8 protein-coding genes are annotated in these 12790 nt (G+C 48.4%); all 8 read left to right on the top strand.

The window, feature by feature from the left end:
• Window positions 1-181: 181 nt before the first annotated feature.
• The 8 genes from HP548_RS27230 (at window position 182) to HP548_RS27195 (ending at window position 12737) form a co-directional block, all read left to right on the top strand.
• On the top strand, window positions 182-1135 hold the full coding sequence (locus HP548_RS27230; RefSeq protein WP_063566889.1) for an ABC transporter permease: 954 nt from the start codon (window positions 182-184) through the stop codon (window positions 1133-1135).
• Between the two features lie 45 nt (window positions 1136-1180).
• Window positions 1181-2053: a carbohydrate ABC transporter permease gene (locus HP548_RS27225; RefSeq protein ID WP_175383371.1), complete on the top strand. Its 873-nt coding sequence runs from the start codon at window positions 1181-1183 to the stop codon at window positions 2051-2053.
• A 65-nt stretch (window positions 2054-2118) separates the two neighbouring features.
• Window positions 2119-3618, top strand: coding sequence for an extracellular solute-binding protein (locus tag HP548_RS27220; protein ID WP_099856847.1), 1500 nt, complete (start codon window positions 2119-2121; stop codon window positions 3616-3618).
• Window positions 3619-3641: 23 nt separating this feature from the next.
• The gene (locus HP548_RS27215; protein ID WP_175383370.1) at window positions 3642-4751 is read left to right on the top strand and encodes a glycoside hydrolase family 88/105 protein; all 1110 of its coding nucleotides are present in this window, start codon (window positions 3642-3644) and stop codon (window positions 4749-4751) included.
• Window positions 4752-4935: 184 nt separating this feature from the next.
• Window positions 4936-6447, top strand: coding sequence for an extracellular solute-binding protein (locus HP548_RS27210; RefSeq protein ID WP_083678768.1), 1512 nt, complete (start codon window positions 4936-4938; stop codon window positions 6445-6447).
• A gap of 165 nt (window positions 6448-6612) precedes the next feature.
• Window positions 6613-8664 carry a type I pullulanase gene (gene pulA / locus HP548_RS27205; protein ID WP_099856856.1) on the top strand — a complete coding sequence of 684 codons (2052 nt, stop codon included), beginning with the start codon at window positions 6613-6615 and terminating at the stop codon, window positions 8662-8664.
• A 282-nt stretch (window positions 8665-8946) separates the two neighbouring features.
• Complete coding sequence (gene pulA, locus HP548_RS27200; RefSeq protein WP_175383369.1) at window positions 8947-11826, top strand: type I pullulanase; 2880 nt, start codon at window positions 8947-8949, stop codon at window positions 11824-11826.
• Between the two features lie 278 nt (window positions 11827-12104).
• Window positions 12105-12737: a 50S ribosomal protein L25 gene (locus tag HP548_RS27195; RefSeq protein WP_076287804.1), complete on the top strand. Its 633-nt coding sequence runs from the start codon at window positions 12105-12107 to the stop codon at window positions 12735-12737.
• The last annotated feature ends 53 nt before the right edge of the window (window positions 12738-12790 follow it).

The raw sequence follows: 12790 nt of genomic DNA, 5'->3' as shown, positions 1-12790 counted from the left end.
TAAATGTGGTTCATTCAGGGAAGCAATCCAGAGTTACCAATGCCTTAAACCCTTGCTGCATAAGGGAAAACAAGAAGCTAAAACGAGACGATAGCCAGTTACCCGTTTATCCTCCACAATGAAGACATGAATTCAGGAAGGGATATTTTGTAATCGTTTCCAACGTGGGGAGGAAGACACTATGAAAGCCGAAACGGCGGCTCGAACACGACCCGCTACCCGCAGTGACAAAAACCTGCTGTGGAGGGACATCATCAAAAACCGGTGGCTCTATATTATGTTGATACCGGGTGTGCTCTACTTTGTTATTTTCAAATACATACCCATGTACGGCATTACGATGGCTTTTCAGGATTACACGCCATACAAGGGCATTCTGGGCAGTGACTGGGTAGGGTTCAAGCACTTCCAGCGTTTCTTCGGGGAACCGCAGTTCTGGACCTTGTTCCGGAATACGTTTTTGCTAGCGATTTATAATATGGTGTTCTTCTTCCCGCTGCCAATTGTATTGGCACTTATGATGAATGAAGTTCGCCGTGAACGGTTCAAACGATTTGTACAGACGCTGGTATATGTTCCGCACTTTGTTTCCTGGGTTGTTGTGGTTGGTGTGTTCTACATGCTGTTCACAACCGAGGGTGGAGCTATTAACGAATTACTTTATAACCTGACGGGGCAAAAAGTGGCTTTCCTGCTTGAGCCTGGCTGGTTTCGAACGATGATTGTTGGACAATCCATCTGGAAAGAGGTAGGCTGGGGCACAATTATTTTCCTGGCGGCACTTTCCGGTGTAGATACACAGCTCTATGAAGCTGCACGGATGGATGGTGCCAATCGTTGGCGCCAGACTTGGCATATTACGCTGCCTGCCATTCGTAGTACGATCATTATTTTGCTCATTCTGCGTCTGGGTAACTTCCTGGATACAGGCTTTGAACAGATCTTCCTGATGCTGACGCCGACGAACCGGGATGTGGGTGAGGTATTTGATACCTACGTCTACACCAAAGGTCTCACACAGGCACAGTACAGCTATAGTGCTGCTGTTGGTTTGTTCAAGTCGGTGGTCGGACTGGCGCTTGTACTGGGTGCTAATACGATGGCCAAAAAATTCGGGGAGGAAGGCGTCTACTAACGCTTGGCAGCAGACGTTCTTCACCAGACAGGAGTGAACATTAAGATGCAACAGGATAAAACGTGGGGCAACCGGATTTTTGATATCCTCAATCATGGCTTTCTGCTTTTGATCGGAATCGTGACCGTTATCCCGTTCATTTATATTTTGGCCGTCTCGTTTACGAGTCCGCATGAAGTGGCCAAGGGAGGATTCATTCTTTTTCCGAAAGAATTCTCCCTCGCTGCTTACCGTTATATTTTCTCTACAGACACATTGATTCGCAGTCTGGGTGTATCAATCTACATCACCGTCATCGGAACACTGCTTAACCTGCTGTTCACGTCGTTGATGGCGTATCCGCTCTCCAGAAGATACTTGCGTGGACGTCAGCCGATCTTGCTGGGGGTACTGTTCACCATGCTGTTCAGCGGCGGAATGATCCCAACCTACTTTGTCGTGAAATCATTTCACCTGACGGATACATTATGGTCTCTGATGCTGCCTACCGCCATTAGTGCGTTCAACCTGATCGTACTCAAGAACTTCTTCCAAGCCATACCGGACGAACTGGAGGATGCCGCCAAAATTGATGGGTGTAACGATGTGGGCGTATTGTTCCGAATTGTACTTCCTTTGTCGATGCCAGCAATGGCTACCTTCTCTCTCTTTTATGCGGTGGCTCACTGGAACAGCTTCTTCAACGCCGTAATCTATATCAACGATAGTGAAAAGTGGCCTGTGCAGGTATGGCTGCGTGAAATTGTCATCCTGGCTCAGAGTCGGATCGGTGATACCAGTATCGAAGAGACCGAGATTCAGCCGCTTACCATTCGAATGGCCGTTATCGTGTTCTCCACGATTCCAATCATGCTGGTATACCCGTTCCTGCAAAAGCACTTTGCCAAAGGAGTGATGCTGGGATCGGTAAAAGGTTGAAATTACGCATGATTGTACATCAGAACGGGTTCATGACTGTATAAAAAAGGGGAGGTTTTCGTTTAATGAAAGCAACAAAAAAGAAAGCCGTAGCTGTCTTGAGCACATTGGCATTGGTAACAGGCCTGCTGGCAGGATGCGGATCGGATGAAGGTCAGGCTGCCGAGGGCGGCGTGCAGAATGTGTCCATTGCAATAGCACAGGTGGGCGACGTACCGAGCAAAGGTAATGAGGTTCAGCAAAAGATCGAGGCGTATACGAACACCAAACTGGACATTCAATGGATTCCGGCTTCGGCTTACAATGACAAAATTAATGTGATGATCGCATCCAGCGATATGCCCAAAATTGTGAAAGTGCAGTATAACCCAACCGTAACCAGTGCGATGCGTAACGATGTATTCTGGGAAGTTGGGCCTTTGTTGAAGGATTATAAAAATCTGTCTGCACAGAACGAGCGTTTCTTCGACAATATCAAGGTGGAAGGAAAAATCTACGGGGTACCCGTATTCTCTGATATTGCCCGTGCAACGGTGATTTACCGTAAAGACTGGTTTGATAAGTTGAATCTCAAGGTACCAACGACACCGGATGAATGGTATGAAACGATCAAAACGCTGGCGACCTCCGATCCGGATGGAGACGGTCAGGATAATACGTTTGGACTAATGCTTTTCAAAAAGTATAACGAGGATCAATATTCCTTCACTACACGTCTTGGCGTAAGTTTTGGTGCACCAAACAAGTGGAAGGTGGAAGATGACGGCAGTTTTACGCCGGAATTCATGACACCGGAATATATGCAGGTGCTGGATTTGCTGAAACGATTGTATAGCGAGAAATTGCTGAATCAGGACTTTGCTGTATTTGATTCCACAGAAGCGGAGAAGAAATATGATACAGGCGTTGTCGGCATGCGTATCGGTGTCGCCCAGAACGGGAAGAGCCAGCAAGAGCGTCTGTCCAAGAACGACCCGGATGGCGTAGTAGACATTGCAGGTTTGCTTGGTGTGAGTGGCGACCGTGTAGCGGGGCAGACGGGTAACTCCGGTATTCTGGCTTTTCCGAAAGCGACGGTGAAATCGGAAGACGAGTTGAAAAACCTGTTGTCTTTCCTGGATAAATTAATGGACCCGGAGATGGCGACGCTGCTGATGCGTGGCATTGAAGACAAACATTACAAGAAGGCTGGCGAAGACCAAGTGGAGATGAGCGACTTCGATGCATTCCAGCGTGAAGTGAAGCCATATCGTGATAACTTGCCTTACGTAGAAGGATACAATGTGCCGAAATTGAAAGATACCGAACTCGGTGAGAAGGGTACGGAACTTGCCAAAGAGCTGGCCGAACACGCTGTGCCAAACCCTGCATTAACCTTGTATTCGTCTACTTATGGCGACCGTGGGGCAGATCTGGATCAGATGATTGCAGATGCGCAGACCAAATATATTATGGGCAAAATCGATGAAAATGGCTGGAAACAGGAAATCGAGAATTGGGGCAATGCGGGCGGTACCAAAATTCGTGAGGAATATGCCGAAGACTACAAAAAACAGGCTAAATAAAAAGCTGGAAGCGGAGGAACATCATGAAAGAAACCCTGCAATTCACACCGGTACGGATGGCTGAACAGTTCATGGAAAGTTATCGCAATCATGAGCTGTATCCGACCTGGCATTATGAAAATGGTTGTCTGCTGAAAGCGCTGGAAGAGCTGTACACCCATACCGGAGAACAGAAATATTTCGACTACATCCGTGAACTGATGGATAATTTCATTCTGGAAGATGGCTCGATTCGCTCCTATGCAGTCGAGGAATATAACCTGGACCAGATTAACCAGGGGAAATCGCTGTTCATGTTGCTGGACAAAACGGGTGAAGAGAAATACCGTAAAGCCGCAGATTTGCTCATGGTACAGCTTAAGGGACAGCCTCGTACGAGTGAAGGCGGATTCTGGCACAAGAAAATCTATCCGTTCCAGATGTGGCTGGATGGGCTGTATATGGCAACGCCGTTTCTCACGCAATATGGTGCGGTTACTGGCGAGGAGAAGTGGTTTGACAAAGCGGCATTACAGCTGCTGCTGGTGGAGAAACGTACACGTGATCCACGCAGCGGTCTGCTGTACCATGCCTGGGATGAGAGCAGGGAACAGCGCTGGAGCTCGGGAGAAACTGGATGCTCTCCGCATGTATGGAGCCGGGCGATGGGCTGGTATGTGATGGCGGTAGTGGATACATTGGATCATCTGCCTGTAGATCATGAGCATCGCGGTCAGATTGTGGGGATTTTCGAACGTGTAGCGAATGCACTTGTACATGTACAGGACCAACAGTCCGGGTTATGGCCTCATTTGCTCGATCAACCAGGGCGTGAGCGTAATTATTTGGAGGCATCGGGGACCTCAATGTTTGTGTATGCACTAGCGAAGGGTGTACGTAAGGGTTATCTGAGTGGCAAGTTTAAAGCGATCGCAGAAAAGGGTTATCAAGGTCTGCTGCTGCATCTGCTGCAAACGGATCGTGAAGGTGTATTGTCCCTGACGCAGTGTAACGGTGGGGCAGGTCTGGGCGGTACCCCGTATCGTGACGGGTCATACGAGTATTATGTGACTGAATCCATTCGGATAAATGATCCGAAATCGGTAGCTCCATTTATTTTGGCAGGAGTGGAAATGGAACTGGCGACACGCTAGTTCCTTTCTTCAGACTTATTTATGATAGCGCATTCATGGGGCATTTGCATCAATCCAAGGAGCGACTTCAAATCAGCACAATATAGATCGGAACGGTTCAGTCCGTCTATATTGTGTACCCGTAGCGATTTAATCAAATGAGGCAAAATGTGAATAATTTGGTTATCTAAAGGAGAGATGGTTCATGAGTCCAAAAGGTCGGATGTCTCGTTTAGGCGGATTGGTCGTGGTTGGTGCAATGTCCGCCGGACTGCTTGCAGGGTGTGGGGGAGAGAAAGCGCCTGCGGCAGGGGAAGGCAAGCTTCCCATTTCGATTTCTTTGATGCAGGTTGGTGATGTGCCAGCCAAGGAGAACGGGATTGAACAAAAGATTGAGGAATATACGAATACGGATGTCAGTGTACAGTGGATTCCGCAGTCTGCTTTTGATGATAAAGTGAATGTCATGGTAGCTTCGGGTGAGATGCCGACCATTATGCGGGTGAATTATGTACCCACAACATTTAACGCAGCCAAAACGGGGCTGTTCTGGGAAATTGGACCCTACCTGAAGGATTATAAAAACCTGTCTGCCCAATCCGAGGCTTATTTTGACAATATCAAGATTGAAGGAAAGGTCTACGGGGTACCCAACTTCCGCGATATCGGGCGTACAGCCATCGTGTATCGCAAGGACTGGTTCGACAAGTTGAAGCTGGATGTACCGAAAACGCTCGATGACTGGTACGAAGTGATGCGCTCCATTCGCAAGGATGATCCTGATGGTAATGGCAAGGAAGACACGTATGGAACGGTACTGTTCAAAAAGTACAATGAAGGCGTATCCTCGCCGCTGACACGAATCGCCGTAAGTATTGGTGGGGTGAACAAGTGGGGTGTGGACGATGCGGGTAAACTTACCCCTGAATTCCTGACCACAGAATATGTGGATACGATGAAGCTGTTCAAGCGTCTATTCAGTGAGGGATTGATCAACAGTGACTTCCCAGCGTTGGACCCTTCCGATGCGGACAAAAAAATCGACTCCGGTCTCGTAGCCATGAAGCTGAACGGTGTTGCTCAGAACGGAAAGTCGTTCCAGCAACGGCTGACACCAAATGTGCCTGATGGCGAGATTGATGTGGCCCCGTTCCAAGGACCGGATGGCATTCGAATTGCCGGGGAACCGGGGAACTATGGGATGCTTGTCATTCCCAAAGCTTCCGTACCGGACGAAGAACAGTTAAAACAGGTGCTGACGTTCCTGGATCAACTGATGGATGAACCACTGAGTACACTTCAGCTGCGAGGTCTGGAAGATGTGCACTATACGAAGACTTCGGATGGCAAAACCGAGTTCAAGGACTTCGACGGATACCAGCGTGAAGTGAAGCCTTATCGTGACAATCTGCTAAGCGTTGAAGGTTATAACGTGCCTGAGCTTGTCGATGTACCAATCGGTATGAAGGGAACGAAGATGGCACGTGAAAATGAGCAGTATGCTATTCCAAATCCGGCGCTGACCTTGTCTTCTGCCATCTATACTGAGCGTGGCCAGGAGCTGGACCAGATGATCTGGGATGCACAGACCAAATACATTATGGGCAAAATCGATGATGCTGGCTGGGAGCAGGAAGTGGCGAACTGGAGAAAATCCGGTGGCGACCAGCTCATTTCCGAATTTGAAGCGTCTTATGCCCAGCTGAACGGGAAGTAATTAGAAGAACAAGCTGTGTTTTGCGTGAAATGACGTGAAGCATGGCTTGTTTTTTTAAGTTCTTTTTCATCCCCGAGATTATGGTTAGGTAACAGAAGGGGTATAAAAGGTAAGGAGCATTTGTTCACATCCATTTTATTGCTCATCGAGAGGGGAATATACAGCATGATTGATGACCATCACAAGTTAGACGTATTAAACGTAGTAGATACATACCAAGGAAGAGATCTGGGTGTCACGATGGAACCACAAGCCTGTAGTTTCAAAGTGTGGGCACCTACCGCAAAGCAGGTAGATGTGCTGTTATCCCCGCCTTCAACAGGGGGAAGTCCCAATGAACAGAAGAATAAGGACGAACAGAAAGAAATACCTATGAACAAGCAGGATCAGGGCATCTGGACCCTGAAACTCGAAGGTGAGTGGAACGGTTATCGTTATATGTACAGAGCCACCTTTGAGGACGGGCGGCAGGAGATAGCGGTTGATCCCTATGCACGAGCTGTGACCATGAATGGAGAAATGGGAGTCATCGTCAGACTGGAACAGACCCACCCGAATGGCTGGAATGAGGATATTCGTCCAGAACTGGCGAGCCCGGTAGATGCGGTCTTATATGAGCTGCATGTGCGCGATTTCTCGATCCATGAGTCATCCAGCATGAGGCACAAAGGAAAGTATCTGGCTTTTACCGAGACAGGTCTGCGCGATTCAAACGGGAATACACTTGGAATCGATCATTTGGCTGAGCTGGGAATTACTCATGTACATCTGCTACCGGTTTTTGATTTTGCGACAGTGGACGAATCGAAGGCAGATGACGGGACTTCCGATTGCTCACGTTATAACTGGGGCTATGATCCGCTCCACTACAACGTTCCAGAAGGCTCCTATGCATCCCGTGCAGATGAACCGGAGACAAGAATTCGAGAGCTCAAATCGATGGTGCTCGCCCTTCATGAGAAGGGTATCGGAGTCATTATGGATGTGGTGTACAATCATACGTTTGATACGGCAGCCAGTTCATTTGAAAAGCTTGTTCCAGGGTATTACTACCGTCAGAATCCGGATGGCACGTACAGCAATGGATCAGGTACAGGCAATGAAGTGGCAACTGAGCGCCCGATGGTGCGCAAGTTCATTATCGATTCCGTACGATACTGGGCAGAGGAATACCATGTGGACGGGTTTCGTTTTGACCTGATGGGTCTGATCGACACGACAACGATGAAAGAGCTCGCAGCAGAACTGCATGCCGAGGTTTCTCCCTCCATCCTCCTATACGGTGAACCTTGGGGTGCGCTGGAATCACCCCTTGGAGATCAAATGACACTTAAGGGAGCACAGCGTGAAGCTGGATTTGCTGTATTTAATGATAACCTCCGTGGAGCGATCAAAGGGGATAGTGATGGAACGGGAACCGGATTTGCTACAGGAGCGGAGGAAAAAGAAGACGATATATGGACAGGCGTACGGGGTGCCATTACCGATTTTACCGCTGGCCCATCTGAAACGATTAATTATGTAACTGTACATGATAATCTCAACCTGTGGGACAAAGTCGCCCAGACACAAGGATTGCACGATACGCTGGGATTTATCACATATAGCGAGGATGGTCGTGTGAAAGGCAGCGCCAACGTGGCAGAGGCTGTACAGCAGGCGAAGCCGTATTTGCACGTTGACCCGGATCACATACTGGAGAACGAATCGGTCCGGCGCTGTCTGCTTGCTAATGGCATCGTATTGACTTCCCAGGGGGTCCCATTGCTTGCGGCTGGAGATGAACTTCTGCGAAGTAAATTTGGCGATGCCAACAGTCATGAGAGTGGAGATTCAGTCAATGCCATTCGGTGGGAGCAAAAGCAGCAGTTTAAGCCTGTTTATGATTATTATCGTGGCCTGATCCGTCTTCGGCGCGAGCATCCTGCTTTTCGTCTTCGCACCCGGGAAGAGATTGAGCTCCATGTTCAATTGCTTGAAAAAGGAAAAGGGCTGTTGGCCTATGAACTGTCAGGAACGTCTGTGGGAGATTCATGGGGACGGATAATCGTTATCTACAATGCTTCCAAAGAAACCCGTACAATCTGCGTTTCTTCAGGTACATGGAATGTGGTTGTAGAGCAGGGGCAGGCTGGCACCGAGACGTTGCGTACAACCAAAGAAGGCCAGGTCAGCGTTCCCGCTATATCCATGACGGTTATGTATTCAGGTGAGTGAACTTATTGCACCCTTTCTCCATTGTGGAGCGAGGGTGTTTTTCTTTTTACCATCTTTTTTTCATCAGGACAGGTACAAATGCTGTCAATCTATGGCGCTTGTTTACATATGCTGTATCTTGAAAGCGATTGCTGTGAGGATTTACTTTACATTCAATATGCTAATTGAAAGCCTCTGCTCAACCGATATGTTGAGTACAGACAACCCTGGGTTGACAAATGACGTCTCGCTCCGTAACATCGGGACAACACGAAATCAATGGATATAAAGGCGGTGGGAACGATGCCGGAATGGACATCTTTTCGTTATGAAGGCAACGATCTTGGCTTAACATATACGCGTACAGCAAGCACATTCAAGCTGTGGGCACCTACAGCTCAGCAGGTTTCATTACTCATTTTTGATAATGAGGGACATTATGATGCAACTGGTAAAGTAACCGAACATGATGACGGACAGAAACGGTTGATGACCCGTGACCCGGATGGAATATGGAGTGTACAGCTTGAAGGGGATTGGGCCGGACATTATTATATGTATCACATTACCCATGATGATCAACATATTGCAGTGGCACCCGATCCTTACGCTCGTGCTGTATCGGCGAATGGACAGCGGACAGCCATCATTGACATGGATACAACCAATCCAGTGGATTGGGAAGAGGATGTGAAGCCCGTATTTCTGCGTCCGGCAGATGCAGTTCTATATGAATTACATGTGCGAGACTTCTCCTCCGACCCCCATGCTGATATTCCATATAAGGGCAAATATTTGGCATTTACGGCTTCCGGGTTGACGGACAGAGGTGGAAATTCCATCGGTGTAGATCATCTTGTCGAACTCGGCATCACGCATGTACATCTTCTGCCTGTAGCGGATTATCAGACGGTTGATGAATTGGCAGTGACAACGGACGTCGGCTCGAATGCCAAATTGCCATACAACTGGGGTTATGATCCGCAGCACTATAACGTGCCGGAAGGTTCCTATGCGACCAATCCGCGTGATCCTGCGATTCGAATCAGGGAATTCAAGGCGCTCATTCATTCCTTGCACCGACAAGGCATCCGTGTTGTGCTTGATGTGGTTTATAACCATACGTACAGCGTGGATGATGGACCTTTTGAACGGATTGTACCAAGTTATTATTACCGTTACCGTGAGGATGGCAAATTGAGCAATGGTTCGGGTGTAGGCAATGAACTGGCTACGGAGCGCCCTATGGTGCGAAAATATATTTTGGACTCTCTCCTGTATTGGGCAGAGGAATATCATGTGGACGGGTTTCGCTTCGACCTCATGGGGCTGATTGATACAGACACGATGAACGAAGTGACCCGCGAGCTGAGAGAACAGATTGATCCGGCTTTTCTGATCTACGGGGAGCCGTGGACAGGCGGAGATTCACCTCTGGATCGGAAAACGTTAAAAGGAACACAACGCGGTCAGGGATTTGCTGTATTTAACGATCATTTCCGCAGTGCTATCAAAGGGGATAGTGATGGGATCGGCAAAGGTTTTGTTACCGGAGCAGACGGTAAGGAGTACGAAATAGCCATGGGTGTAGCCGGAGCGCTAGATGATTTCACATCTTCACCAGTGGAATCCGTCAATTATGTAACGGCACATGATAATCTCAACTTATGGGACAAAATCGCAACAACGATGTACCTCAGGCATGATCTCGGTTACCCGGTATGGAGAGACGGGCAGCCTGTAGAAGGAGGCAGTGCAGAATCGGCGGTTAAAGCGGCGGACCCTTATCGTTATGTCGATGCGGATGATGTACTTGATCATGAGATGGTTCGACGTTCCTTGCTCTCAACAGGGATTTTGCTTACCTCACAGGGTATTCCATTTCTTCATGCAGGAGATGAGATGCTGAGATCCAAAGCAGGAGATCACAATAGTTATCGCAGCGGGGACGCCGTGAATACGATCACTTGGGCTAACAAAGCTCGATTCAGACCTGTTTTTGACTATTATCGTGGCTTGATTCATCTGCGTCGCACACATCCGGCCTTTCGCATGATTAACGCCGAACAGGTAAGGAATCATCTTCGCATGATGCGAGCAGAAGGAAATGTGATTGCATTTACACTGGATCATGGAGCGAATCAGGATACCTGGAATCAGATCGTGGTAATCTACAACGGAACGGGTCAGCAGCAGCAAGTGAGTCTGCCGGAGGGGGATTGGCATATTGTTGTGAATGATCACCAAGCAGGTACAGACCTCATTGAGACGGTGAGCGGGAACGCAAGGGTAGAACGGTGGTCGTTGATGGTACTGTACGACACGGAATATGCTGGTGGTACTGAACCGGCTGTAATTGAGATTCATTCGCCGCGTCTTGTGTACAGTGCCGGAGAGATTGCTGGTTTGCGAGCATCAGTCAGAGACCGTTTTGGTAATGTAGTGGAAAATGCATCTGTGACCTGGAGCTCTTCGAACCCACAGATTATTGCGATTCAAGCCGATGGGACAATTCATATGGGGGAGATTGGGGAAGCCACGATCAGCGTCCAATGTGGCACGATTACCACAGAGTGTACGCTGCAGGTTGATCACCTCCGTCCGGAACGAATTGAAATTATTGGCGAATCTGTAATGTACACGACACGTGTCAGTCGATTCCGCGCCTTGGTTCTGGATCAATTCGGCCAGCCTCTGCAAGGTATGAATATACGGTGGAGCTCGTCTAAGGTGGACCATGCAGTGGTTAGTACAGCAGGAATTGTGCGTGCTTTAACACCAGGGTCTGCCCAGATTACCGCGGAGGCTGGAGGGATTCAGGCATCGCTGAATGTCAAAATCCACAAACCAATTTCGCGAATTGTCACTCTCCGATATGAACGGGAAGATCAGCATTATGAGGGATGGGACGTCTGGGTATGGGGCACAGGTATGGAGGATGGAGCTGTCCCATTTGAGCGAGTGGGTAATGCAGCAGAAGCCCGTTTTCGGGTGGCTGCAGGACTGCATCATCTAGGCTTAATCATTCGGTTGAATGAATGGGAAGCCAAAGATACATGCGGAGATCGTTATGTTGATATCGGTCCTGAAGACGGTGATGTGCACATTATCGTTCACAGTGGGTCGGATCAAATGCAGGTTATCCGTGAAAGTGATGATGAGGATGATCGTAACAGCGCATAGCTGGCTAAGTTATAACTTCATACAAAGGTTGAAAAGTATAGGCTTAACAAGCGGTCGGAAGGTATTCCGGCTGCTTTTTTGTTCATCAGAAAGAACCATTTTCACCCGAAAAATAAAAAAACTGCACATGTTAGTGTTTGAGATGGTCTTTCATTGGGGTAAATATAGATATGGCCCCAGATTCGGCCACGCACGAAAAGGCCATTCTGGTCTAAAAGAGAAGCTTACGGCTTCCTAACAAATATAAGTAAGGATCCCTTGAAGGAGGATGTTCAATCATGAAATCCAACGGAAAAATGGCTCAACTTACGGCAACACCAAGAACTGAAAAGAAAGGTGCAGCATTGCGCCTGTTAAGACAAGGCGGACGTGTTCCGGCTGTCGTTTATGGCCCGGGATTAGAAGGTGCCGCGATACATGTAGATGAAAAAGAAGTGCTGAAAGTAGCACGTACAGGTCGCTCCGAGATGTTCAACCTCAATCTTGAGGGTGGCAAAACGGTTCCAGTGCTGATCAAGGATCAACAGGAACGCAACGGACGTCTGCTGCACGTGGACTTCCTGCAAATTTCGAAGAATAAACCGATCAGCGTTAGTGTATCGATCGACTTCCAAGGTACCGCAGCCGGCTCCAAGGCAGGCGGTGTGTTCCAGACACAGGAAACTCAACTGGAGGTCGAAGGACTTCCGGCTGATCTGCCAACCTCCATTGAGGTGGATGTTAGCGGACTGGAAATTGGTGATCGTTTGACAGCTGGAGATATCAAGCTCGATAAAGGTCTGACTCTGGTGACGTCAGGTGATTCCATCATCGCTTCCGTGATGCCGCCACAAGCGGCTGAGGAAGAGCCTACGGCTTCTGCTGATGAAGCAGCACCGGCAGCACCAGAAGAACCAGCTAAAGAAGAATAGGGAGTCAGAATATTTATTATTCTGTATCTCAACCAAGCCCGGTCATCACGACC

The sequence above is a fragment of the Paenibacillus taichungensis genome (assembly GCF_013359905.1).
Taxonomy (GTDB): Bacteria; Bacillota; Bacilli; order Paenibacillales; family Paenibacillaceae; genus Paenibacillus; species Paenibacillus taichungensis.
Note: the sequence above shows the minus strand (reverse complement) of the source record. Positions and strands in the feature narration are given on the sequence as shown.

What these genes read in the sequence shown, in the direction of transcription:
- HP548_RS27230 (WP_063566889.1), top strand. Translation starts at nt 182, where the DNA reads ATGAAAGCCGAAACGGCGGCTCGAACACGACCCGCTACCCGCAGTGAC.
- HP548_RS27225 (WP_175383371.1), top strand. Translation starts at nt 1,181, where the DNA reads ATGCAACAGGATAAAACGTGGGGCAACCGGATTTTTGATATCCTCAAT.
- HP548_RS27220 (WP_099856847.1), top strand. Translation starts at nt 2,119, where the DNA reads ATGAAAGCAACAAAAAAGAAAGCCGTAGCTGTCTTGAGCACATTGGCA.
- HP548_RS27215 (WP_175383370.1), top strand. Translation starts at nt 3,642, where the DNA reads ATGAAAGAAACCCTGCAATTCACACCGGTACGGATGGCTGAACAGTTC.
- HP548_RS27210 (WP_083678768.1), top strand. Translation starts at nt 4,936, where the DNA reads ATGAGTCCAAAAGGTCGGATGTCTCGTTTAGGCGGATTGGTCGTGGTT.
- pulA (WP_099856856.1), top strand. Translation starts at nt 6,613, where the DNA reads ATGATTGATGACCATCACAAGTTAGACGTATTAAACGTAGTAGATACA.
- pulA (WP_175383369.1), top strand. Translation starts at nt 8,947, where the DNA reads ATGCCGGAATGGACATCTTTTCGTTATGAAGGCAACGATCTTGGCTTA.
- HP548_RS27195 (WP_076287804.1), top strand. Translation starts at nt 12,105, where the DNA reads ATGAAATCCAACGGAAAAATGGCTCAACTTACGGCAACACCAAGAACT.